Source organism: Bacillus suaedaesalsae (assembly GCF_016890225.1).
Classification (GTDB): domain Bacteria; phylum Bacillota; class Bacilli; order Bacillales; family SA4; genus Bacillus_BS; species Bacillus_BS suaedaesalsae.
In genome coordinates this window covers 1-24,357 of the sequence record NZ_JAFELM010000034.1, presented here as the reverse complement: position 1 = coordinate 24,357, position 24,357 = coordinate 1, and the positions used below count along the sequence as shown (strand labels likewise).

Here is a 24,357-nt window from a genome sequence, read left to right as displayed (position 1 = left end):
AAACCTAATTCTTTCATTATAGAATTCTTTCTCCATTAATACAATCACCTAGAACATTTCCATAGTCCTATTTACTCACTGATCAATATAGGGAAAAAGATTGAGTAATTTTCTATTTTTTAGTATATTTATTATATCTAAACATTACGGATTTCGTTAATTTGGACGGAGGATTATCATGGAACATATGGACATACTCTTTGATAAAAATGTTAAATGTATGGCGTGTGATCACAACTACACAACAAAAAAAGTACGTTCCCGTTTCATTCGTGCATTGCATTCAGATTCTGACTTCTGCTCATATTATGCAGATGAGGAAAATAGTCCTCTTTTATACTATGTGAGTGTGTGCCCCGGGTGTGGGTTTTCAGTATCTGATGAATTCTCTACCTATTTCGCTCCAAGCACTCTAGAATCTATTAAGCATTCAATTTCATCTCAATGGAATAACCGAAGCTATGGTGAAAAACGAACACCAGCTGCTGCAATTGAAGCCTACAAGCTCGGTATAGTATCTGCAACACTAAAAAAAGAGAGAAATATCGTTCTTGCCGGTCTATATATGAGACTTGTTTGGATATATCGTAAAGAGAAGAACAGTGCACAGGAATTGCGATTTATGAAATTAGCCGTTTCCGAGTACGTAAAGTCGTACTCGAATGGTGACTATCAAGATACGGATATGTCAGATCTTAAGATTGCTTATTTAATTGGAGATTTGTATCGAAGACTAGGTGATGACAAACTAGCCATGACTTACCTTTCGCGAGTCATTCACCGTAAAGAAGAAAAATATGAACGTAGAATGGTTGAAATGGCTAAAGAGTTATGGTCTGATATACGTGAAGATATGAAAGCAAAAGAGCAAGAATTAAAATCTAGCTAACGTGAAAAACTAGGGATACGGCAACCCTAGTTTTTTGGATTGACTCTGTTAAACAATGTTGCTAACACAGCCTTTATTTAAAGAACATTTTATTTTCAGATAGATAATTTTAAATATTAAAACATTGGATTTTCATCCAGATGTTTATAAATATTTTCAACTAAACTTTGAGGGTCTTCTCCTGTTACGACTTCTCCGTTAACTAACGCATATAATGATATGAAGCATTTGCCACAATAGCTAAGACACCCGTACTCAACAATATCCAAATTGGGATCACGGTCGAGGATTGCTCTAGCTTCTTGTGCACCACTTGCTAAGTTACTTATACAAAACTCGATAATTGGTTTCATGATTTCACCTCTATGATTCCTAGGCTACCTCTTTTTATATTCCTCGTCAATTCTATAGGAACAGCACGAGCGATTAAGCAGATTCACCTAATAAAATAATGTTAAATTTCATAAAAGCATTGTGATAAGGCAATTTTATTTGGTATACTTTTTAATGGAATTTTGATATATTTATTATTTTTATAAAATATTGATTACAAACTAAATATGACCGAACATCACCTAAAAGGAGACCAGAATTATGAAACATCTTGTGTTGCTAGGTGGCGGTTATGGAAACATGCGTGTTTTATTACGCCTATTGCCAAACCAATTGCCAGAAAATGTTCAAATCACATTAATTGATCGTGTTCCATACCACTGCCTTAAAACAGAATACTACGCTCTAGCAGCTGGTACAATTTCAGACCAACATGTTCGTGTTACGTATCCAGAGCACCCTCGTTTATCGATTAAATACGGGGAAATTACAGAAATTGATATTGAAAGCAAACTAATTTACCTACAAGATCAAGAATCTGTTTCTTATGACGACTTAGTCATTGGCCTTGGGTGTGAAGACAAGTATCACGGTGTTCCAGGTGCTGAGGAACACACATACAGCATTCAAACCATTTCTAAATCGAGAATGGCTTATCAAGCTCTGAACAATTTAGGCCCGAATTCTGTAGTCGGGATCGTCGGTGGAGGACTAAGTGGAGTAGAGCTAGCGAGTGAGCTTTCGGAAAGTCGTCCAGATTTACGTATTAAATTGTTCGACCGTGGAAAACACATATTATCAATGTTCCCAGAACGTCTAAGTAATTACGTTGAAAACTGGTTCCACTCACATGGCGTTGAAGTTATTAATCAATCAAACATTACGAAAGTAGAAGAAAATACGATTTATAACCATGATGAGCCTATTCATTGTGATGTGATGGTTTGGACTGCTGGAATTCAACCAACCAAAGTTGTCCGACAACTTGATGTAGAAAAAGATCAGCAAGGACGCGTCGTCTTAACAAATCAACATAACCTTCCTAACGATGAGCATGTATATGTTGTAGGTGATTGTGCTAGCTTACCGCATGCACCGAGTGCTCAATTAGCAGAAGGTCAAGCCGAACAAATCGTTCAAGTACTTCTAAAAAGATGGAATGGTGAAGAGCCGCCAGCTGAATTCCCTACAATTAAGCTAAAAGGTGTATTAGGATCATTAGGTAAGAAGCACGGCTTCGGACTATTAGCAGACACTCCTCTAATGGGAAGAGTACCACGATTACTAAAATCCGGAATTCTTTGGATGTATAAGTATCATAATGGATGATAGAACAGCCCTCTTTAAAAGAGGGCCTTTATTTTACTCTGATTGATATCCGTATTTTTCCAATTCAGCATAAACTGTTTTCAATCGTGGATTTCCTTCACCAATGATCTCACCGTTAATCACTACAACCGGGTAAAACATATCTTCTTCTATTACTCGGCTTGCAAATAATGCTTTTTCTTCGTCAACAGGTGGAGTGAAAATATCAATATATGTAATCGTGAATGGCTGGTTTGGAAACTTCCGACCTACAGCTGCTTCTAGCCAATCATACGTTTCTTTCGAAGAAGGCATGTTTACACAGCTTGGACATAAAACCTCTGCACCGTACACACAAATTTCTACTTCATTCAATGGCATCTCATCCACTTCCCTTCCCTACTATCTTATACAATTTTCTTAAAATTGCCTACAATAAAGTGAAATTTCAGTCTGAGGATAAAGTAGAAATTTGGTTAAAAGCGCCACTTCCTGTGGCAACACCTAATTGACCAACTTCCTGTTGGCTCGAACCAACCTTAGTTCTTACTGGCACATATCACCTACTATACGCTTCCCTTATTCTCTTATATTTTATAGTCGGGGATTAGCACCAGTTAGAACGGGATAAATTAGGTATCGATTTCCAAATCAACAGAATAGATTTTTTTCCATTAAGTCATTATAATAGAGGTATGGAAAGGAGTCGATATATAGATGGAAATGATCGAACAAGTAAAGGAAGTATTAGATAAGCTTCGTCCATTCCTTCTTCGCGATGGTGGAGATGTTGAATTAGTAGATGTAGAGGATGGTATTGTAAAATTACGTCTTCTGGGTGCATGCGGAAGCTGCCCAAGTTCAACTATTACATTAAAAGCTGGTATTGAACGTGCTTTATTAGAAGAAGTACCAGGAGTAATTGAAGTAGAACAAGTTTTCTAATTCAAACACAGTAAAAGCGCCCTCATTAGAGAGCGCTTTTATTAATACTGTTAAATCCAGTTCACTTTTGGGATATTCATTCCCCTTCTTCTCACTCCAATTAAACCATGTATGTCACTTAATAGTCTTTCATATCGATGTGATCTTTTTAATATATTTTGTAAATGCTCGGTAAGCGCTTGTTTTTGTTCTTCATCTTGCGTGCGATAATAAGATTCAATGCATTCTAAATAATGAACAGGGAACATTAATCTTGAGTATAGCAATCTCCATGAAAAGGAAGACAATGGCTGAACATTTTCGTAATTAGAGATAAATTGATAGTAATGTTCACTTCTTTGAGGCTCATCATTAAAGGATGAGCGAATCCATTCTACAAGATCTCGACTTGGGTGGTCGAATACCCAGTCAGTCGGTAAGCGCATCAATGATTCTTGACTCCAGCAATCGTATGAAAATCTGTGGTGACATACTGTACCATAATCCGTTTCTCTAGGGAGATCGTCCATCTCTGTGTCCACTAAGTATTGGATTGCATTTTCAGTTAGACCTACATAATAGGGGAAGGATTCAATAAATAATTTTTCGAAGAGCTCCATAGGATGATCCTTCGTTTTTAATGCCCAAAACTGTTCCATTTGATCAATTCGTTTTTCCCACATTGACTTCCATTGTCCGATTCTGACTAACTTTTGAATTGGAAAGGTGATACGACGTCCTTTTTGATGAAACTTTGCTAACTCTTCTGGAATGGCTTGTGGGTAACCAAGCTTTCGTGATTCATATGGACATCTCAGTAACACAAATAATTGCTCTTCTGCTTTGCTCACAATTTCGCCTCGTTTGTTCTTTACCATTGCAGCAATGTGCTGATCACCTTTTTGGACGAAATATTCCCCTAACAGGGACATCTCTTCAATTTCATCGGCTTCTAAGTGAGTAACAGGAACAACTAAGTAATGGCCATTTTGACATCGATATCGCTCGTAGGATCGGAACATTCCATCTGATTCTGCTCGAAGATTGAATAACGTGTGCAAATGTTGTTTCACGTATAAGTCCCCCTCTCTTGTGACATTTATATGTCCTAGAAAGTGAAAACTTGTAATAAATATAAAGGAATTCCGAATAAATTAGTAATCAACGGAAAATATGTAGAGTAGGAATCTAATCAAAGAAAGGTGATCCTAATGGAAAATTCTAATAGATCAAGACTAGAGGTAACAGCGAGAAAATGGCTACAAGAAAGAGGCGTAACAATTGATGATATAGGAGATCTTGTATACTTCCTACAAGTAAAATATCATCCAGACCTGACAAAGGATGTATGCATTCATAACGTAGAAAAGGTTCTTTCAAAGCGAGAAGTCCAAAATGCCATTTTAACGGGAATTCAATTGGATCGATTGGCTGAACAAAAGCTCTTAGAAGAACCACTGCAAAGTACAATTGAGGTAGATGAAGGTTTATACGGAATTGATGAAATTATTGCCCTTTCTATTGTAAATATATACGGATCGATTGGATTTACGAACTTCGGGTATATCGATAAACAAAAACCAGGTATTCTTCAATTTTTAAACGACAAGTCCACTGGACAATGTCATACATTTTTAGATGACATCGTCGGTGCAATCGCAGCCGCTGCTTCAAGTCGTCTTGCTCATAGCGCAGCTGCTAAAGAAGAGAAATATGATGAACAGTAAAAAAACATGGCAGAAGCCATGTTTTTTATATATATTGCAACCATTCCTTTAAAGAATCCACCACATATGTAGGGTGCTTTTCAATCTCCTTCATATGTTCTCTAGTTGTAACGCCAGTATGAACAAGTAGTGTATCTAAGCCAGCATCGATACCAGCTAAAATATCTGTTTGATAATTATCACCAATCATTAATGTTTTTGAAGGATTGGTTCCGATCGCTTTGAGCGCTTGCTCCATAATTACCTTTTCTGGCTTACCAATGAAGATGGGATTTACCTCTGTTGAAACAGCAATGACCGATGTAAGCGATCCATTCCCAGGTAAGAAACCTCTTTCTGTCGGAAGTGCAATATCAGCATTGGTTGAGATGAATTTTGCACCGTTTCGAACAGCAAGGCATGCAATGGCAAGCTTTTCATATGTAATGCTTCTGTCTAAACCGGATACCACCACATCAGCATCTTCTCCAGCGAACGTAAAGCCTTTTTCCTGCAGTGCTAGCCGTAGACCTTCTTCTCCAATCATATACACCTTTGCATCCTTTTTCAACTCATATATGTAATTAGCTGTTGCTTGAGCCGTTGTGAATACTTGGTTCGTTTCTGTCGGAATATCAAATGCTTTCAAGTGTTCAGCAACTTGTTCAGGTGTTTTCGTGGAGTTATTTGTTACAAACAAATATGGGATGTTTTTCTCCTTCAATGCTCTCACAAAATCACAAGCCTCATGGATCCGTTCCGTTCCTTTATACATCGTTCCATCTAAATCAATTAAATACCCTTCATACTGCTTCATTGTCGTCCCTCCAACTAGTTCTTTTTATAATTAACATGTTTCATAATAATTTATTTATGTAATTGGCTGCGTGTTATAAGCCTATGTAAAAACAAAATCGCCTCATAAGAAGCGATTTTGTCGGTTACTTTTTAAACGCACTTACAGGTCCTAATTCGTTTTGTAGATATGCGCGAATGGAAGTAGGAAAGGCTAGTATTATTTCTTGCTCCGTTTTCATTGTTTCCATTAGCTTCTCATGGTGAATGGTCGTGTACTCTTGTACTAATGATTTACGAAAGGCAATAACCTTTTTTAGAGAAGAAGCTGCTTTTGAGTCAATTACTGATTCATCCTCTAAAATATCTATGATATCTTCATAGCTTCCTGGATCGCGCATAATAAATCCATCGATCATTGCATTTCCAACGTCCAGTATTGCTTCAATCATTAGATGGCCAATTCTTTCAAGAGCCAACTTCTCAAGAAAGCTATCAAACGACTTTTGATCTTCAATAACCTTTGTTAAAGATTCTAAATACGTTAATGTACTCTCAATTTTATCTCGGTCTACAAAATACATGGCATTAGCCTCTCTTTCTCTCTATGACACAGTTCGTGACACGCTCGGAAGTATATCAGGCTTCGCATAAAAATAACCTTGTGCCAAGTCAACATTATTTCTAGATAGCACCGTTGCTTCTCCCTCTTTTTCAATACCTTCCGCCACAACAATCGAACCTGTTTCCTTCGCTATTAATAATAATCCCTTCAGCATCGATTCTTTGACTGAATTCGTATCAATATCTTGAATAACGGATCGATCGATTTTAATAATATCTGGTAACACTTCGCTTATTGTATGAAGACTTGCGTAACCTGCTCCTGTATCATCAACTGCAATTCTAAAGCCCATCATTCTTAATGCCTTAATATTGTCAGTGAAGTATTTATATCCTTCGATTGAATCACGTTCTGTAATTTCAATGATAATTTTGTAAGGATCTATTTCAGTGTACTTCGTAAGTAACTCGGTCGTTGCATTAATAAATTCCTTACTACCTAATGTAATCGGCGTAAAATTAATAAAGATAAGATGACTTGTACCCGTCTTAATGATTTGTTGGAATGCCTTTTCTAGGACGATGACTTCTAACTCAAATAATAAATTCGTCTGTCTAGCAATAGAAAATAGCTGCAATGGACTTTCCATTGTTGTACCTTTTGGTCCACGTGTAAGGATTTCCCAAGCTTTAATTTGCTTTGTTGAGACATCAATAATCGGCTGTGCTAACAGTTGAAGATCTTTATTATTAATGATGCGCGTCATTTCAAATAATAAGTCATTGTATTTAGAATGAATCCGTTTCTCCGCCATCGCATTAGCTTGGTGGTATGCTCTTTCAATTGCTTCAGTTGTCAGGGATTTAGACTCTTCAATAAACATATATCCTGTTTCAAAAGAAAAATGAGCGCCTTGATATTTATTCTCTAGCTTGTCCATAACACTTGCTAAAATATTATTTATAAACGCTTCAATTTCAAAAAAGCTTTCTTTTTTCTTTTGATGTACTTTTATTATCAAAGCATGACCGTCGCTTGAATGATTATGAAGAGAGATGATATTCTCATCTGTAAAAACCTCTAATATAGACTGCTTGAAGCATTCCTTTAGTCCATTACGATACTGCTTCGTATTTACCGAATGATGATCGGTTTGATTAAAGACAATTACCGCTGCTTGATGACCGTTTTTAAAGCAAAATTCTACCCCTTCAACTACTGGATTTCGGAGGATAAATGAAGGTGGGTAATATCTTAACTTTTTATATGGTAATAAAATTTTACTCCAATTAATGATGGATTGACAGATTTTTACTAAAGGGCTCTCGGTCATTGTTGTTCCCCTTCCTAAAGTGTCACACGATAAGACTCCTAATTACCTACTATTTTAACATATAACGACAATATTCTCCTTTTCTTTTTTATGATTCTGGAAAGAATCCTTGGAAAAAATATGTTACTATAAGAACTATATGAACGTTAGGAGGTTTTTTTTATGGCTGAACGCATGTACCTTTATGATGATACTGTACAGACAAACACGAGATTTGTAAGTTTTATGGGTGAAAATGCTCGTTTTGATTTAGCGATCATTGTTTCAGATCGATATTACGGGAAGAAACTTGTTTTAGATATACAAGGTGGCCGTTTCGCTATCATTGGACAAGATGATTTAGATGAACCGGGATATTTAGAGGAAGCTTATAACTTAAACGAAGAGGATGCTGAAGAGCTTCGTTCTTTCTTATACGAAATCGTCTAATGAGATAAAATAAAACGGGGAACACTACCAGAGATAGGGGATACTTACAAACATTTTGAATGATTGTAAGTTGAACTGATCACCCAAGCCTAAAGTCTTAAAAGAGGTGATGTCAATGGTAGACAATAAAGATACAGAAACGTACACAGATTTCTCTAATGTAGAAGCTATGCGTAACTTTATTGTACCAAACCACATGCCAGAAGGACCTTATGGTTGTCCAATTGGTGCTGATGAACCTGTTCAAAATAAATCAACACCTTGGCAAGAGGGGCAAAGAACATATAGTGCCTTTAATTATGAATTTAAAAATCTTCATCAAGATATTCCAAGACAATTTCCTGGTGCTCATCCTACCCACGATGACCCAGAAGTGAATGAAGAACAACCATTTACAACCCCAACCTTTAGCAAAGAAAAATAGAAATCGGATCTTCCGATTTCTATTTTTTCACTTTACGAAGTACGAAATAAGCACAACCAAAGTTACAGTACTCGTACAAATACTCTTTTAGCGTACTGATTTTTGTATCATAGGTTGCCTTTTGATTTTGATCATCAAAGAAGCCTTTAAGACGAAGTTGGTTATAACCCCAATCACCTACAATGTAATCATACTTATTTAGGATCTCACTATATCTACCTCGAAGGGCTTCCTCATTAAAGCCTTCACGATAATCTTCCAATACTTCATACGTTAAATGATTAATTTGGAACATATCCTCACCTCTATTTCCTCTATTTTACCATAAAGCTGGGACAAATCGCTATTCTTCCTTGACTTCACCAACAATTTCTAAGTAGAAAATCAATAATTTAGGTGAACATAAGTGTAAGGGGGTGACGAAAGTGAATAAAAAACTTTTGTTAGTTGGGATATCCGCACTTTCAATGTTAACTGCTTGTCAGTATGAGGCATTTTCGGATGATCAAGATTTTCATAAGGAAACTGGCAACAGAGCGATTCATGTGTCTGATAAAAATGAACTATATAATAGCAGAAACATGAATAACAATGGTGATCATGACGAAGCAGGTACTAACTTCGGATTTGTTCGTCATCAAAAGAGCCCTATTGCAGGTGAAAATGAGTATTATGTTGGTGATATGCCTCAGATTGACCGTGAGCAGGTTGCTGACTTGATTAGTAAAATGACGATTTTACTTCCTAACGTAAACGATGTAGGTACATTAGTTACAGATGAAGAAGTATTAATTGCTTATGAGACAGACTCATCTAACCGCTTTGAAACAGCAGACCAGGTTAAGAAAACAGCAATGTCCGTTGTACCTCGCTGGTATCACGTTTATGTTTCAGATGAACCGATGATGATTGATGAAGTACAAAAATACGGCCGTCTTGATTCTAACAGTCGTGATATTGACCGAATATTAGATACAACCATTAAAGATATGTTAAATGCACCACAAGGGCGTAAGCTAAGTGATGGTGAAAACGCAAATGGCGAAATGATCAATGAGAACAATGAAGAAATCGACGAGGATATGAACGAAGGTACAACCGAAAACAATACCGGCAACACACAAGATACAGTGAAAACAGATGATAAAGATGATAGAGCAAAAATGAATGACACAGACGATAATGGTGAAACGTATCGTAACAATCGATTGTAAATAGAAGACCAGTGCACCTAACCGTGTGCTGGTTTTTTCATTTGCAATTTCCGTTTTATGGTCAAAGACTCTTAATTGTGCCAGTTTGGCTCTTAAATAATGATTTGTGCTCATAAAAAGTCTATTCGTAAACATTGTTCCAATTTATCTACAGAATACAAACTAAATAAAAAACGAGCTACAATAGTAGCTCGCTCTGCATTATGCTTGTTGTTTCGCTGCATTCACTTGTTCATCTGCATGATATGAAGATCTAACCAGTGGTCCCGCTTCACAATGGCTGAATCCTTTACTTAAGGCGATTTCCTTTAGTTCTTGGAACTCATCTGGGTGATAATATTTTAAGACTGGTAAATGTTTTTTCGATGGTTGTAAATATTGACCGATTGTCATGATATCCACATTGTTAGCACGAAGGTCGTCCATTGTTTCAATAATATCTTCCTTCGTTTCACCAAGCCCAACCATGATACTTGATTTTGTAGGAATTTCTGGATACATTTCCTTCGCTCTGCGTAAAAATTCTAAAGAACGATCGTATTTTGCTCTAGCACGAACACGGTCTGATAAACGGCGCACGGTTTCGATGTTATGGTTTAGGATGTCTGGCTTAGCATCCATCAATGTTTTTAAGTTTTCATACTCACCATTCATATCTGATGGTAACACTTCAATTGAAGTAAAAGGATTTTTTCGACGAACTGCTCGTACTGTTTCTGCAAATACAGTTGCTCCGCCATCTTTTAAATCATCACGAGCTACTGCCGTAATAACAGCATGCTTTAGCCCCATTATAGACACACTATCTGCTACACGTTCTGGCTCTTTCAAATCCAGTTCATTAGGAAGACCAGTCTTTACTGCACAGAATCGGCATGCTCTTGTACAAACATCACCTAAAATCATAAATGTTGCGGTCTTACGAACCGCCCAGCACTCATGAATGTTAGGGCATCTCGCCTCTTCACATACTGTATGTAGGTTTTTTTCTCTCATCATTTTCTTTAAGCCAGTGTAATTCTCGTTTGTATTTAATTTGATCTTTAGCCATTCAGGCTTTCGAACGTATTCCTCATTCTTGGCCATGCCGATCACTCCTATATATGTAAATTTTTTAGAAAAACTTGGCTAGCGACAAGTCTTTAGACGCAGGAGATTGTCTTAGTTTTTCTTATGCGTTAAGAAAGTTATATATTTTCTTATAAGCCAAGAAATATATCATAGTAGTCCATTTCACTTTAACATACCTTTGCAATATCCGCCAACTAAGTAAATTTCCCACTGATTATATTGGGTTGGACCTCATATTTTCCTACCACAAATTAAACAAAAGTAAATTACCATAAATTCGCATTAATGTTTTTGATACTTCTTTTGCAAACTAAAGTTAGAAAAACTTGCCTAGCTATATAAGACAGTCAAAAGAAATTTATTGGTAGAGGAAAACAGTTGATGTTCGATTCTTTTTCTTTTGTTTCGAGCATGAAAGAAAGGAGTTTAACGGTGAAAAGATTGTTCATATTGTTACTTTTCTTTTCAATCATGTCCCCGAACATGACACATGCAATAACTGGGGAAGAACAAGCAAAGCTTTATCAAATAAGGATGGAATTATATACGAAAATGGAGGCTCTAACTCAAATTCCATGGTACTATCTAGCCGCCGTTGATCAATATGAGCGAAACTTACGCTTCTCTCGAAAGGATTTGCCAAAGCCAGAAGGTGCAATCGGCATATATTATCCGAAAGAGGTATGGAGTGGACCTATTAACCCTAACAGTGAAGATACAAACCCAGTCACAATCGGGGTATTTGGGGGTATGGGACAAGATGGAAATGGTGACGGTGTGGCCAACCGATTAGATGATGAGGATGTCTTATATACGATGGCCAATTATATTCAATCCTATGGAAGTGATCATCATAATGTAAAAATCGCTTTATGGGATTACTATCAGCGTGACAAAACAGTGGCATTGATTATGGGTCACATGAAAGTGTTTAAGCATTTTGGGAGGTTAGAGTTAGATCAGCATGCATTCCCAGTACCGATTCGAAGTAACCATAGTTATAAAAATACGTGGGGTGATCGAAGAGGTTGGGGCGGCTTACGTATGCATGAAGGTACAGATATTTTTGCAAATTATGGCGTACCTGTTCGTTCGACATGTTATGGAATTATAGAGGTTAAAGGCTGGAACCGATTTGGTGGATGGAGAGTAGGTATTCGTGATTTAAATAATACATACCATTACTTTGCTCACTTAAATGGGTTTGCCAAGGATCTTACGGTAGGACAAATTGTTGAGCCTGGCATGATTATTGGGTCTGTTGGAAGCTCTGGCTATGGTCCTCCTGGTACAGCAGGTAAGTTTCCTCCACATCTACATTACGGTATGTATAAAGATAATGGATATACAGAATGGTCATTTGATCCATTCCCACATTTAAGAGCTTGGGAAAGACAAGAGCGTAATCGAAAATAGTTAAATAGTTTATATTTCTTTTTAGTCAATAAAAAAGACAGGTTCTGTTTTCGAACCTGTCTTTCAATTTGTTATGAGTTTTGTTTTGCTTTCCTAACAGCAAAGGTAATACTTGCAGCTAATCCGCCCCAAATAATTACGATACCTACAACCATCATAAAAATTGCGCTTGCGCCCATTATTGAGATACCTCCTTGTTATCTGGTACGTTTAGTGTTTGTCGATCCCACTTGAATAATGAGAATACAATACCAACTACAAGGGCTAAACCAGCAACTACCCATCCAGAATAGATTAAGAAGGATAGACCATAGTCACCATTACCGTAAAATGTTTCAGGGTTTAAGTTTTTTCGGATATTATCGAACATCATATATCCAAGTACAATTGGTGTAATAATACCCAAGCAGATTTTCCACCATGCTCCTAACATGATATCTGATACTCCATTTGCATGTGCCTGCAGGTTTTTAAGCTCTTTCAGCACCCATGCAATGACAACTACTTCTGCAAGACCTGCTAACGTAACACCAAAGTTATTAATGAAGTAATCAGCTACGTCTAAGAAGTTTAATCCACCTCTAGTAGCAAATAGTACAGATACTAAAGCTGCTGCTCCCCCACCAATCAATACTGCCTTTGTACGTGAAAATTTAAACTTATCTTGAATACCAGCGATAAACGTTTCAACGATTGAGATGAGTGACGTTAATCCTGCTAATACTAATGATCCAAAGAATAGGAATCCGAAAAGCCCATTTAACGCTGGCATTTCGTTAATGATTTGTGGGAATACAATGAATGCTAATCCTACTCCAGATGATACAACCTCTTCTACAGGCTTTCCAACTTGCATTGCCATAAATCCTAGTGCACTGAAAACTCCAATACCAGCTAAAAGTTCAAATGCAGAGTTACCAAAACCAGTAATGAAGGCATTATTTGTTAAATCAGACTTCTTTGGAAGATAACTTGAATAAGTAATCATGATAGCAAATGCAATTGATAAACTAAAGAAAATTTGTCCATATGCCGCTACCCAAACCTTACCATCCATAATGCTATCCCAGTTTGGTGTAAAGAAAGCATTCAAGCCTTCTGCAGCTCCATCCAACGTGACCGCACGGAGAACGACAATTAAAAATAGTACAACTAGCAAAGGAATACAAACGCGATTAATCATTTCAATTCCTTTTTTAACACCTTTGAAAAGGACACCAAGTGTAATTGCCCAAACAATTAACAGTGGTAAAAATACTCCAGGTACTAATCCGCCAATCTCTCCTGGTGCTCCTACTTGTAAATACTCACCAATTAAGAAACCTGCTGTGTCTGTTCCCCAGTTTTGGTTGAATGAGAAAGCAGAATAAGACATCGCCCATGCGATAATAACTGGATAATAACAAGCAATAACGAATGATACAGCTACTTGCCACCATCCTAACCACTCTGTCTTCTTGTTCAATCTTGCATAAGATAACGGAGCTGAGCCACGATACTTATGACCTATTGTAAACTCTAGGATCAATAGTGGAATACCGGCTGTTAAAAGTGCAAACAAATACGGAATAAAAAATGCGCCTCCACCATTTTCATAAGCTACTGCTGGGAATCTCCAAATGTTCCCTAGACCTATTGCGGAACCAACTGCTGCTAAGATAAAACCTGCACGTGTTCCCCATTGAGGACGATTATCCATCCTTTTGACCTCCTTCTTTGTTCCCAAACCACCTTAATTTTAGGTAATTTGGAAACTTTTAAATAATCTGATTATTTAATATATAGTTAGTATAATCACACAATATGATAATGTAAAGACAAACTTTCAAAATACTTTTGAGTAAGTAATTTTTTAGATTTAAAAGAAGCTTGGTACATACGAACTAATATAACAAAAAGAAAAAGCTACCCATATTTGGATAGCTTTTTTAGGATGGAATTTTAATATGGATCAGAAGCATGTCCCATTTCTTCTGCTAATTTTACAGCTTCTTCAGTATCCGTTGTTCCAATTGGTCCATGTGCTGTTTCATCGGCACTTTTGCTATGCAATCCTTCTGCTACTCTACGTCCATAATCAGGGTCACACATCGTTAAGTGCTCAATCATCGTATTTTGAATTTCTTCATGTGCTGGTTTTAGTGTATTGACAAGATTTTTTATTAACTCATCTCGTTCCCAATCGTTAAATCTACGATATGTTTCACCAGCTTGACCATAATCATTTGTACGATCAATCTTTTCTCTTTTCACATCTCCTTCAACAAAAGGAGTATGGTCTTTCCCGGATTGTTTTGCTTCCTTTAATCCGCCTAATATGGATGGTTCATAGTTAACATGTGGATTTTGATTTGCTCCTCGGTCAACTTTATATAGCATTTGACCGCCCTCTTGATTAGTGGCAACATGCTTTTTTGGTGCATTAATCGGAAGCTGCAGATAATTCGCTCCAACCCGATAACGCTGAGTATCTGAATAGGAAAACGTTCTCCCTTGAAGTAATTTATCGTCAGAAAAGTCTAGACCGTCCACTAAAACCCCTGTACCGAAAGCAACCTGTTCTAATTCAGCAAAATAGTTTTCAGGGTTTTTATTTAGTACAATTTTCCCTACAGGAACCCATGGAAACTGATCTTTATACCAGAGTTTTGTTGGATCAAGCGGATCAAAGTCTAGCTCTGGATGTTCGTCATCACTCATGATTTGTACAAACATTTCCCATTCAGGGTATTCACCTTTTTCAATTGCTTCATACAAATCTTGAGTAGCATGATTGAAGTTCTTTCCTTGTACTTTCTCTGCCTCTTCTTGCGTTAAGTTTTTTATTCCTTGCTTTGGTTCAAAGTGATATTTTACAAGTACTGCTTCACCCTTTTCATTAACCCATCGATAAGCGTGAACTCCCGATCCTTGCATTTGTCTATAGTTAGCAGGAATCCCCCAAGGTGAAAATAAAAACGTAATCATGTGCATCGCTTCAGGAGATTGGGAGATGAAATCAAAGATTCTTTCTCCATCCTGAATATTCGTAACAGGATCTGGTTTAAAAGCATGAACTAAATCAGGAAACTTTAATGGATCACGGATAAAGAAAATCTTTAAGTTATTCCCAACTAAGTCCCAATTTCCATCCTCCGTATAAAACTTAATGGCAAACCCTCTTGGATCTCTTAACGTTTCTGGTGACGCAGTACTATGAGTTACTGTTGAGAAGCGAATAAAAATTGGAGTTTGCTTCCCTTTCTCTTGAAACAGCTTTGCTCTTGTATATTTAGAAATTGGCTCGTCTCCATATGTACCATAAGGTTCAAAATAACCATGAGCACCTGCACCCCTTGCATGAACAACACGCTCTGGTATTCTCTCACGATCAAAATGACTAATTTTTTCGAGAAAATCATAATTTTCTAATGTTGTAGGTCCACGGTTGCCTACTGTTCTTACATTCTGATTATCTGTGACTGGATGACCTTGTCTATTTGTTAACGTATCAGAAGTTTCATTCTTACCCGTAGTTTCTGATTGTTCACCCTCTCCGTTAACATTTGTACCCCTGTATTCATTGTCATTCATACATTAAACCTCCAATTTATATACTGCACAAAACAGTATTTCCTTAATTTGGACAGTTTATTGTATAATATAAAAATTTTATCTACTAATTTGTTTTAATCTACCTTCTAGCTTCTCAATTAATCCATTTAACCAAGAAGGTTGATTAGCATTGACTTCTAGATCTACAGCTCTTTTTAGCCTTGCATGTATATAAAGTTCATGGAATCTTATAAATAGCGGTAGTTTTGATAACACCTCTTCATCTACAGAAGTTTGACTTATGTAACCACTCATAAATGCTTCAAATGTCTCACCATAAAGGTCTTCTAGATCTCGCAGGGCATACGCAATATCTGCTACATACCAATAATACGAAGCATCATCGAAATCAAGGATACTGATTTTACCATTATTCCAATATAAATTATCAAGCTCAAAATCGAAATGTATTAACCCAAAGTTATCCTTCGTTGTTGGTAAAGCCTCTAATTCTACCATTAGTATTTCAATTTCCACTATTAGTTCTTTATCAACCTGACTCTTAATAAACTCAGCATGCTCTTTCCAACTTTGACGTTTTCGTACATTTTCTGCATTCAACTGTTTACTTACTTCATGCAACTTCCCTAACGCACAGCCCCATGTGTAATATTGCTCTGAATTTAGATTTTCAATTTCAAGCTGTTCACCTTCTAAACCTTCAAACAAAGTTGCATAAAAAACACCTAATTTTGTATCTACTTTTTCAATATAATGATTGTTCTTAGATATAATAGGTTTTGCTACTCGAAGGTGATGTTCACTAATTTCATTAATCAATGTAATCTCACTTTCTAGTTGTTCCAGTGTTCTTTCATTTACTGAGTTGAATCGTAAAAATAAGCGTTTTCCTTCTTTTTTACATACAAATACAAAGTTGGCACTCGCTCTCCAGTAATAGACAGAACCTAAGTCATAGTCCCAGCGTTTCATTATTTCTTCTGCCAGATTACTTTTCCACTCGGAATTTACTGTCTGGACAATGTCTTTCATTAAACTGAGCTTCATCATATGTAGTTTTTCCCCGTTCATTACTTAAATTTTTAGAAGTACTCTATATAATAAACAAATGTAGTAACCCCACTTAAGATGATATATACAATCATCCCTATTAATACGGGATTCATTTTAAAGCGAAATACACTTACTTTTGGTGTATCATTTCCGAACATTCCTCGTAAATATGAGTTCTCCTGGTTATTTTTTTGTACTGAATTCATTTGGAAAAACCAAACAGTTCCAAATAAAGCGACACCACCTAGAATTGCAAAGTCAATAAACTTCCATCCTAGTAAATACGCTATTCCCAAAAGTAAAATACATTTCATCAAGATTGTCCCCATTACTACTACAACATTCTTCATCATTGTTCATCCCCCCTCCTTCTTTACGAGCAAAAATTGTAAAAGTTTCACTACAAGTACATATTTTCCCAAAAGGTATTCTTATCTTACAATAGAAAATATGAATAGGAGGTTGGTTATCATGATTAACACCACATTGGCAAACTGGGATGGAAACATTGTTAAATTAACGTGGAAACCATCTAAAGTCCTACCTGATGAAAAATTAATAACAAGTGTTCATGGCTATTGTTTTAATGAAGGCAACATTCTGTTAGTCAAAATTAAAGACAGAGGATTTAATACACCCGGGGGGCATATTGAAAAAGGCGAGTCTGCCGAAGATACTTTCCATCGTGAAGCATTGGAAGAAGGTTATGTGAATGGGAAAGTAACTTTACTTGGTTACATTGAAGTAAATCATGAAGACAACCCGCTTTATGAACCAGATGGAAAATACCCGCTCGTAGGTTATCAAGTATATTATCGAATGGATATTCATGAGATTCTTCCTTTCCAGGGGGACTATGAAGCTACTGCTCGTATTTGGGTAGAACCTGATTTATTTACAAATGTTATAGACGATCATATTTTACATAGGCTGATTCTAGAAGAAGCCTTAAAAGCTTCAAATCATTAGCAAGTATATAATCTCCTAAAACTGAAAACGCTAAAAATACAGCTTGCAAGATTTAGGAGGTTATTATGAAAAAGGATGAACAACAAATAGAACACATAACCGAAATTAACGAATGTGAGTCGATTGCGGAAGGCAGTTACTTTTGGAATGAGCTTCGTACGATCGTAGAAGATGGCGCAGCGAATTCAGACAAAGAAGATTGAGGCTGGGACTTATGTATTTCAGGCCATGATAAACCCGTACTATTAGGCGATATATTCACCTAATAGTTCGGGTCTTTATTTGTTGCTTTAGATTTGATTTTACATCCTATTTATAAATAACTAGTGGAATGGAGCGGAAGACACTCGACTCCTGCGGGAAGTAGAGGAAAGGCTGAGACCCCGCAGGCATAGCCGAGGAGGCTCAGCTTCCTCCCCGCGGAAAGCGAGTGTCTGCAGCGCAATGGAACGAACTTGTTCTTCCAGTTTAACTGATTAATAAATAACAAAGTAATGATAAACCCGAACTATTATTATGTCCCAACCTCTATTTTTAGTCTCTCCATAGTGGCAATGAACAACAACGAAATGCACCACCTGCTCTAATAATCTCAGAGAAATCGATCAAAATCACTTCATACCCTCTATTACGAAGTTGTCGATTGACATTTTCATTCATCGGCTGGCTAATAATTTTTTTCTCACCGATGGAAAGTACGTTCGTCCCCAGTGTTTTTTGCTCTTCAGAAGATACCTCTATGATCTCGTAACGCTCTCTAAGCAAGCCTTCCTTTTCTGGTCCAAATTCACCTGGATATAAAATGGCTTCAGTTGGAGAAATGATATTAAATAAGCAATCCAAGTGGAGGAATTCATCACTAAATGGTAAAGAAATGACTTCATATTGAGGAAGTAGTTTTTGCAAGTGGTCAGCTGATTGTTGTGAAGTACGATTACTAATTCCTACATAAATAGTTGAACCATCAATTAGAACATCCCCACCTTCGATATGATCTTTCATTAAATCATGATGAGGTATTCCACGTTCATCTAACATTTCAATTAGGATCTCTTCCTCACCTGTTCTAGGAGGATGAGCCATTTTCGAAATAAAAAGCTCTGTCCCAAGTGTATAAGCAATATCTCTTGTAAAAACACCTTCTGTGAATTGCTTAATACTTGGAAGGTACAAAACCTCAATTCCTTGTTCCTTCAGTATTCTCGTAAACTCACCGTGCTGAGACATCGCTTGATCAAGTTTAATCGTTACTTTATGTGATTCTCCATTTATCGAATACAATGATTTTCCTTTTGATAAACTTAACGGCGGACAAACAATGACAGTTTTTAGTTTATCGTATTCGTTTCTGCAATGAATGTTAAATGATTGTATCATCGGCTCCTCCTGTTTACAGACTTGTAGGCTTACTATTTCCTACTTACTATGTACATATAAAATTTGAGAACAAAAAAGAGAGACGCAATTTGATATGCGCCTCTCTAACGAGATCAATCAGGAGAGATTTCTATTGATGGATTTACTCCATCACCACCTGAGCCGTTATAAAAATCTGGTACTTTACCAGGTAAAATGACATCACCAATTGGAATTGTATTCTTTACTGTTGTGATTTTGGTTGAAAAAGGAACAATTACCTGTACACTTACCTCAATTTTTACAAGCACTAATATACGGAAATTATTTATTCCAAATTCTTCAATCTTATGAATAACATCAGATTCTACTTGCCCAACTGTTGTAAAGCTTATCGGTATTTTTGGTCCTAAATTACCCAAAATAGCCATATTTGTTGCCTGCCCTAATGGTATTTCCCTAATGATTCCTTGTTCAATAGAATCTCTACTTTTTTCGATTTCAATTTCAGTTAATACTTCTAACTGTTCAATCTTCCCTTCTTCAGCTAATTTAAGGTATTTTTGTACAGCTGTGGTAGTTTCTGATTGAACCTTTGCTACCATAGCGTTATCTACATTTACCATAGTAATCTCTTGACTTGTATTTTCTTTTGTAATGAATAGCTCTCTAACATCTAACCCTTCTGCAACCTTTTGATTAACCGCCTTATTTATTGCAAGAGTTGCAACTCTCTTTGTTTCATTATTGGCAAAATCCTGCAAAACCGGTTCAATTCCTTCATTTACAATAAAAAGCCCAATAGCAGTCGAAAACATGAACATGACAAATGATAATAAAAACACGTAACGAAAAGGCAACGGTCCCTTTCCCTTTTTAACTTTTGGCGGGCCAATTCCACGAAACTTTGCCAAGCTGATCCCTCCCTATAAGATATGTATGCTCTCACGGTCAGAGATAAGCCTATTTTGTCCTTATAAATTTTTTACCTATTTTTAGAAAAAGGTATTGAAACTGACACTCGTGTCGGTTTATAATAACGACACAGGTGTCAGTTTAGAAGTTAAAAGGAGGCTTTACTAAATGGAATCGAAAAGAAGATCAACTTTATTAAAGAATAAATCATATTTATGGTTAATTTCTTCACAAATCGTATCATCCTTAGGTGATTGGCTTGATATTTTAGCAGTGATGACATTAGTAGCAATTAAGTGGAACGCCTCTCCCATTGCCGTATCTGCCTTAATGCTCTGTTTTGCCGGACCAATGATAGTGGTGGGTCCTATTGCGGGAAGCATTGCAGACAAATTTGATCGAAAAAAGATCATGATCATTTCCGATATTTTGAGTGCTATAGCGGTACTAGGTGTTGCATTCTCTACTTCACTTTGGCAAGTCTACGTATTAATTACGTTAAAAAGTATCTTTGTAGCGTTTTTCATGCCAGCAAAAAACGGAAAGCTTAAAGAAATCGTAGATCCAGAAGACATTCAAATGGCTACTGGAATTAGCGGTATGATTGATAACGGCGCTAAAGTAATCGGACCAACAATTAGCGGCTTGTTAGTAGCGTCTGTCGGGGTACAGTGGGCATTTTTCCTTGATGCAATTAGTTTTGTATTATCTGCATTATTTCTTATTGCTGTGCCGAAAACTGCTATCCAATCAACAAATGACATTACAGCAACATCTAAGTTATCCTTACAGGAGCTGTCTAGCACGATGAAAGAAGGCTTTGCAATTTTAAAAGGTTTCCCTATTTTATTGACTAGTTTGTTTTTATTTAGTGCTTCACTTTTTGTCCTGCAAATTGCAGATACTCAATTTATGGTATTAGCCCGCTTGATTTTCGAAGAGCCTACAACTCTCGTTGGATATGCGATGGCGGCCAGTGGTGTTGGAATGTTTGTCTCTTCCGCTATTCTTACAAAAATTAAGTTACCAAATGTGTTAGTAACAACTTCACTCGGTGGAATTGGGGTTGGGGGTGCCTTTGCGCTTGTTGCACTAATGACAAGGCTTGATATTACCTTAATTTATCTGTTATTCCCTCTTCTTTGCTTTATAGCTGGTGCTTCCTTTGGGCTTACTGCCATACCTTTTCAAATTAGTGTACAAAAGCAAGTTCCTATTTCTAAAACTGGTCGAGTTTTTGGTACAATTGGAAGTATCACAACCATATCTTCTTTTATCGGGATGGGTCTAGGCGGAGTGTTGTCACAAACAATTGGTGTTATTCAAACGTTCGTTCTAGCAGGAGTGTTACTTATCTGTGTAGGTACATTGATGCTCATCTCAAAAAGAAGTGTTGAAAGTAGGGGTCATCATGTCACCGAAAGTGACGGAGGAATATAAAGAAAATCGTAAGTTAGAACTTTTGCAAGTCGCTCGTGAAGTATTTATTGAAAAGGGCTTTGAGTCAACAACAATGAAGGATATCGTCGAGAAAAGTGGATTAAGTCGTGGTGGCGTTTATCAATACTTTTCAAGCACTGAAGAAATGTATCGTGAAATTGTGGAGCTTGGAGACAAAAAAAACATTAAGAGATTTGAAGAGATTATTCATTCTGATATACCAATATGGAATACACTAGTAGAAATGGTTGAAGGCTATCGCCATATTGATATTCCAAACTTTGGGACTGTTCAATTTGAGTACAGTGTTAATGGCTGGAGAAATCAAGAACGCTTGTCTTATATACTAGACCGTTCAGTTACATGGCGTAACATGTATAACGAACTTCTTGAAGAAGGAGTAAAACGTGGAGAATTTTATCCTAAACTCCCGATCAGTGCCATTGCCGATTTTTTATTAAATGTACTTGATGGATTACTGCTTTACCATTGTTTCGGTGGAACAACGATTATGGATATTGAAGGACAAGTTGATTCTTTGGTGTTCTATTTAGAAAAAGTATTATTAGAAAAGTAACACGGTAGCTGACCGTGTTACTTTTTGTGTTTACTTACTTAATTTTATTGCAGCCTCTGCAACCAGTTTTCCATATTCCCTTGCCAGTTGCATTTCTGTATCATTTGGTTTATTCATTGGAGCTTCCTTTGATTCTTCTGTTGGAACAACTGCAACTGCACCATAAGGGCATCCATATTGTGCTCTTTCCGGTGAAATTGCACCAGTATTTGAAACAACAATCATACCATGATGAAACATTGGTGTTTGAAGAGCTCTACATACATTCTCAACACCACCATGCTGTGTAGTAGTTGTTGCAAACACTCCTCCTACTTTACCTTGCAGTGCACCTGTGAACCATGCATAGCCAAGCTTAGAAAAGAATGTTGACATTTTAACGTTGGGCTCACCAAAAATTCCACCTGAGCCCCAAATAATACCTGCTGCCTCATTTAATTCTTCTGGCTCTACATCGTCCACCGATTTGTAAACAACTTCTGCCCCTTGAACTTCACGTGCTCCATCCGCAACTGCAGTACCAAGTACTTCTGTATGTCCAAACATACTAGAATGTAAAACGTAAATTTTCATTGGTAGTCCTCCCTATTCTTATAAAGGCTTTATTAACATTGAGCATTACTGGTTTATTGTTCTCTTGTTAAATCGGATTTATATTTAGTAAAAAAATGAAAAAGCAATGAACAAAAATGTACTGCACCCCAAAAGTTAGAGTAAAATCTAATTTTCGGGGTGTATTTTTATGGCTAAATACAGTGAAAAATTTAAGTTAAACCTAGTCAAAGAGTATCAAAAGGGGAAATTGGGATATAACCTTTTGGCTAAAAAGTATGGTATGAAGGACAGTACACCAATTTTGAGATGGGTAAAAATATACGAGAGATTTGGTGTGGAAGGCTTAATGAAGAAGAAAAATAAGGAAACATATTCTGTTCAATTTAAGCTAGATGTATTAAGCTTTATGCAGAGAACAGGTTCTTCAGAAACTGAAACAGCCCTTAAATTTGGGCTAACAAACACTCCTATGATAGCCTCTTGGAAGAAGGCATTTCTCGAGGGGGGTCCTGAAGCCCTGGATAGACCGAAAGGACGGCCATCCATGTCTGATAAAGCTAAGAATAGAAAAAATAAACACACCGAAGAAAAAGAAATGACATACGAACAAAAATTGGAACGGGAAAACGAGCTTCTTCGTTTAGAGGTAGAATACTTAAAAAAGTTACGAGCTTTTCAGATGGATCCGGAAAACTATCTCGAAAAGCACAAGCAGCGCTATCACTCGAACTCAAAGAAACCTTCAAACTAAAAGATGTTTTACAAATAGTTGGCATTCCCGAGTCCTCCTATCATTATCATATTAAAATGATGAAGAAGGAAAACCCAGACCAGGGGCTGGAGGAAAGTATTCAATCCATTTTTGACGAAAATAATGGCAATTATGGGTACCGTCGTATCAAACTAGAATTGAAGAATCGCGGGGTTAAGGTCAATCATAAAAAAGTTCAACGAATCATGGATGAACTTGGACTCAAAGCAGATAAGTTTGGGCGAAAATCACGTAAGTATAGTTCGTACAGAGGAACCACTGGAAATGTTGCCAAAAACCTTATCAATCGTCGTTTTTACACAAATGTTTATCATCAAAAGTTAACCACTGATATCACAGAATTCAAGTGTTCAGACAATGTAAAACTATATCTAAATCCAATTATGGATATGTTCAACGGTGAAGTTCTTTCATATGGGATAAGTATGCGTCCAACCTTAGAATTAGTGCTCAGACCTCTCGGGGAAGCACTAGAAATAGTTAAAGATTCAAAGTTCAGAACTACTATACATTCTGATCAAGGATGGCAGTATCAACATATTCAATGGGTAAGTACCCTCAAGGAATACAAGGTGTTCCAGAGTATGTCTCGAAAGGGAAACTGTTTAGATAATTCACCTATGGAAAATTTTTTCGGGTTAATGAAACAGGAAATGTATTATGGAGAAGCACTGTGCTCATTTGAGGAATTAAAAAAGAGAATTGAAGACTATATCTATTATTATAATAACAAGCGTATAAAGCAAAAATTGGCAGGC

Annotated in this window: 29 protein-coding genes and 1 pseudogene; 14 read left to right on the top strand and 16 right to left on the bottom strand. The window is 36.7% G+C overall.

The window, feature by feature from the left end; genetic code table 11:
- Window positions 1-178 precede the first annotated feature (178 nt).
- Window positions 179-889, top strand: coding sequence for a DUF2225 domain-containing protein (locus tag JR050_RS13555; RefSeq protein ID WP_239454398.1), 711 nt, complete (start codon window positions 179-181; stop codon window positions 887-889).
- Window positions 890-1,005: 116 nt separating this feature from the next.
- Here JR050_RS13555 and JR050_RS13550 read toward each other — a convergent pair whose 3' ends face one another.
- Window positions 1,006-1,242: a YuzB family protein gene (locus JR050_RS13550; protein ID WP_204204040.1), complete on the bottom strand. Its 237-nt coding sequence runs from the start codon at window positions 1,240-1,242 to the stop codon at window positions 1,006-1,008.
- 241 nt (window positions 1,243-1,483) lie between these two features.
- Between JR050_RS13550 and JR050_RS13545 the strand changes: the two genes are divergently transcribed.
- The gene (locus JR050_RS13545) at window positions 1,484-2,551 is read left to right on the top strand and encodes an NAD(P)/FAD-dependent oxidoreductase (RefSeq protein WP_204204039.1); all 1,068 of its coding nucleotides are present in this window, start codon (window positions 1,484-1,486) and stop codon (window positions 2,549-2,551) included.
- Between the two features lie 33 nt (window positions 2,552-2,584).
- On the opposite strand, the gene JR050_RS13540 is transcribed toward JR050_RS13545, so the two are convergent.
- Window positions 2,585-2,911, bottom strand: a complete 327-nt coding sequence (locus JR050_RS13540; protein WP_204204103.1) for a YuzD family protein — start codon at window positions 2,909-2,911, stop codon at window positions 2,585-2,587.
- Window positions 2,912-3,247: 336 nt separating this feature from the next.
- Here JR050_RS13540 and JR050_RS13535 point away from each other — a divergent pair.
- Window positions 3,248-3,475 (top strand): annotated as a pseudogene (locus JR050_RS13535) (NifU family protein); the annotation flags it as partial.
- Between the two features lie 50 nt (window positions 3,476-3,525).
- On the opposite strand, the gene yutH reads toward JR050_RS13535, so the two are convergent.
- Complete coding sequence (yutH, locus tag JR050_RS13530; RefSeq protein ID WP_204204038.1) at window positions 3,526-4,527, bottom strand: spore coat putative kinase YutH; 1,002 nt, start codon at window positions 4,525-4,527, stop codon at window positions 3,526-3,528.
- 138 nt (window positions 4,528-4,665) lie between these two features.
- Here yutH and JR050_RS13525 point away from each other — a divergent pair, with 138 nt between their 5' ends.
- Complete coding sequence (locus JR050_RS13525) at window positions 4,666-5,181, top strand: phosphatidylglycerophosphatase A family protein (RefSeq protein WP_204204037.1); 516 nt, start codon at window positions 4,666-4,668, stop codon at window positions 5,179-5,181.
- A gap of 25 nt (window positions 5,182-5,206) precedes the next feature.
- Here JR050_RS13525 and JR050_RS13520 read toward each other — a convergent pair whose 3' ends face one another.
- The 3 genes from JR050_RS13520 to JR050_RS13510 all read right to left on the bottom strand — a co-directional run bounded on the left by JR050_RS13520 (window position 5,207) and on the right by JR050_RS13510 (window position 7,853).
- Window positions 5,207-5,977: a TIGR01457 family HAD-type hydrolase gene (locus tag JR050_RS13520; protein ID WP_204204036.1), complete on the bottom strand. Its 771-nt coding sequence runs from the start codon at window positions 5,975-5,977 to the stop codon at window positions 5,207-5,209.
- Window positions 5,978-6,101: 124 nt separating this feature from the next.
- Window positions 6,102-6,539 (bottom strand): DUF86 domain-containing protein, encoded by a 438-nt coding sequence (locus JR050_RS13515; protein ID WP_204204035.1) that lies wholly within the window; start codon window positions 6,537-6,539, stop codon window positions 6,102-6,104.
- Between the two features lie 21 nt (window positions 6,540-6,560).
- The gene (locus tag JR050_RS13510) at window positions 6,561-7,853 is read right to left on the bottom strand and encodes an EAL domain-containing protein (protein WP_204204034.1); all 1,293 of its coding nucleotides are present in this window, start codon (window positions 7,851-7,853) and stop codon (window positions 6,561-6,563) included.
- A 162-nt stretch (window positions 7,854-8,015) separates the two neighbouring features.
- Here JR050_RS13510 and JR050_RS13505 point away from each other — a divergent pair, with 162 nt between their 5' ends.
- Both JR050_RS13505 and JR050_RS13500 read left to right on the top strand, forming a co-directional pair.
- On the top strand, window positions 8,016-8,282 hold the full coding sequence (locus JR050_RS13505) for a DUF3055 domain-containing protein (RefSeq protein WP_204204033.1): 267 nt from the start codon (window positions 8,016-8,018) through the stop codon (window positions 8,280-8,282).
- A gap of 115 nt (window positions 8,283-8,397) precedes the next feature.
- A complete protein-coding gene (locus JR050_RS13500) occupies window positions 8,398-8,706 on the top strand; it encodes a cytosolic protein (protein ID WP_204204032.1) in 309 nt (102 codons plus the stop codon).
- 19 nt (window positions 8,707-8,725) lie between these two features.
- On the opposite strand, the gene JR050_RS13495 is transcribed toward JR050_RS13500, so the two are convergent.
- Window positions 8,726-9,001, bottom strand: coding sequence for a YutD family protein (locus JR050_RS13495; protein WP_204204031.1), 276 nt, complete (start codon window positions 8,999-9,001; stop codon window positions 8,726-8,728).
- Between the two features lie 130 nt (window positions 9,002-9,131).
- Between JR050_RS13495 and JR050_RS13490 the strand changes: the two genes are divergently transcribed.
- A complete protein-coding gene (locus tag JR050_RS13490) occupies window positions 9,132-9,920 on the top strand; it encodes a YhcN/YlaJ family sporulation lipoprotein (protein ID WP_346726754.1) in 789 nt (262 codons plus the stop codon).
- A 201-nt stretch (window positions 9,921-10,121) separates the two neighbouring features.
- On the opposite strand, the gene lipA is transcribed toward JR050_RS13490, so the two are convergent.
- A complete protein-coding gene (lipA, locus tag JR050_RS13485) occupies window positions 10,122-11,006 on the bottom strand; it encodes a lipoyl synthase (protein ID WP_204204030.1) in 885 nt (294 codons plus the stop codon).
- Window positions 11,007-11,462: 456 nt separating this feature from the next.
- Here lipA and JR050_RS13480 point away from each other — a divergent pair, with 456 nt between their 5' ends.
- Entirely contained in the window at window positions 11,463-12,407 is a 945-nt protein-coding gene (locus JR050_RS13480) for a M23 family metallopeptidase (RefSeq protein WP_204204100.1), read from the top strand.
- 71 nt (window positions 12,408-12,478) lie between these two features.
- Here JR050_RS13480 and JR050_RS13475 read toward each other — a convergent pair whose 3' ends face one another.
- The 5 genes from JR050_RS13475 to JR050_RS13455 form a co-directional block, all read right to left on the bottom strand.
- On the bottom strand, window positions 12,479-12,586 hold the full coding sequence (locus JR050_RS13475; RefSeq protein ID WP_204204029.1) for a methionine/alanine import family NSS transporter small subunit: 108 nt from the start codon (window positions 12,584-12,586) through the stop codon (window positions 12,479-12,481).
- Entirely contained in the window at window positions 12,586-14,106 is a 1,521-nt protein-coding gene (locus JR050_RS13470) for a sodium-dependent transporter (RefSeq protein WP_204204028.1), read from the bottom strand. Before JR050_RS13470 ends, JR050_RS13475 begins: the two co-directional genes overlap by 1 nt.
- Window positions 14,107-14,348: 242 nt before the next feature.
- On the bottom strand, window positions 14,349-15,980 hold the full coding sequence (gene katX, locus JR050_RS13465; protein WP_204204027.1) for a catalase KatX: 1,632 nt from the start codon (window positions 15,978-15,980) through the stop codon (window positions 14,349-14,351).
- Between the two features lie 78 nt (window positions 15,981-16,058).
- Entirely contained in the window at window positions 16,059-17,012 is a 954-nt protein-coding gene (locus JR050_RS13460; RefSeq protein WP_204204026.1) for a phosphotransferase enzyme family protein, read from the bottom strand.
- Between the two features lie 32 nt (window positions 17,013-17,044).
- Window positions 17,045-17,368 carry a hypothetical protein gene (locus JR050_RS13455; protein ID WP_204204025.1) on the bottom strand — a complete coding sequence of 108 codons (324 nt, stop codon included), beginning with the start codon at window positions 17,366-17,368 and terminating at the stop codon, window positions 17,045-17,047.
- Between the two features lie 118 nt (window positions 17,369-17,486).
- Here JR050_RS13455 and JR050_RS13450 point away from each other — a divergent pair, with 118 nt between their 5' ends.
- Complete coding sequence (locus JR050_RS13450) at window positions 17,487-17,984, top strand: NUDIX hydrolase (protein WP_204204024.1); 498 nt, start codon at window positions 17,487-17,489, stop codon at window positions 17,982-17,984.
- 65 nt (window positions 17,985-18,049) lie between these two features.
- Window positions 18,050-18,187: a hypothetical protein gene (locus JR050_RS13445; RefSeq protein ID WP_204204023.1), complete on the top strand. Its 138-nt coding sequence runs from the start codon at window positions 18,050-18,052 to the stop codon at window positions 18,185-18,187.
- A 331-nt stretch (window positions 18,188-18,518) separates the two neighbouring features.
- On the opposite strand, the gene JR050_RS13440 is transcribed toward JR050_RS13445, so the two are convergent.
- Window positions 18,519-19,361: a dimethylarginine dimethylaminohydrolase family protein gene (locus JR050_RS13440; RefSeq protein WP_204204022.1), complete on the bottom strand. Its 843-nt coding sequence runs from the start codon at window positions 19,359-19,361 to the stop codon at window positions 18,519-18,521.
- A gap of 113 nt (window positions 19,362-19,474) precedes the next feature.
- Complete coding sequence (yunB, locus tag JR050_RS13435; protein ID WP_239454397.1) at window positions 19,475-20,254, bottom strand: sporulation protein YunB; 780 nt, start codon at window positions 20,252-20,254, stop codon at window positions 19,475-19,477.
- Between the two features lie 169 nt (window positions 20,255-20,423).
- Here yunB and JR050_RS13430 point away from each other — a divergent pair, with 169 nt between their 5' ends.
- Window positions 20,424-21,695, top strand: a complete 1,272-nt coding sequence (locus JR050_RS13430; RefSeq protein ID WP_204204021.1) for an MFS transporter — start codon at window positions 20,424-20,426, stop codon at window positions 21,693-21,695.
- A complete protein-coding gene (locus JR050_RS13425; RefSeq protein WP_204204020.1) occupies window positions 21,667-22,272 on the top strand; it encodes a TetR/AcrR family transcriptional regulator in 606 nt (201 codons plus the stop codon). The genes JR050_RS13430 and JR050_RS13425 overlap by 29 nt, the downstream gene beginning before the upstream one ends.
- 30 nt (window positions 22,273-22,302) lie before the next feature.
- Here the strand turns inward: JR050_RS13425 and JR050_RS13420 are convergent, their stop codons facing one another.
- Window positions 22,303-22,845 carry an NADPH-dependent FMN reductase family protein gene (locus tag JR050_RS13420; protein WP_204204019.1) on the bottom strand — a complete coding sequence of 181 codons (543 nt, stop codon included), beginning with the start codon at window positions 22,843-22,845 and terminating at the stop codon, window positions 22,303-22,305.
- Between the two features lie 169 nt (window positions 22,846-23,014).
- On the opposite strand from JR050_RS13420, the gene JR050_RS13415 reads away from it, so the two are divergent.
- A complete protein-coding gene (locus tag JR050_RS13415; protein ID WP_204203384.1) occupies window positions 23,015-23,578 on the top strand; it encodes a helix-turn-helix domain-containing protein in 564 nt (187 codons plus the stop codon).
- Window positions 23,479-24,357 (top strand): IS3 family transposase (locus JR050_RS13410; protein WP_346726756.1); only part of this gene is annotated, 879 nt, incomplete at its 3' end. The genes JR050_RS13415 and JR050_RS13410, both read left to right, overlap by 100 nt.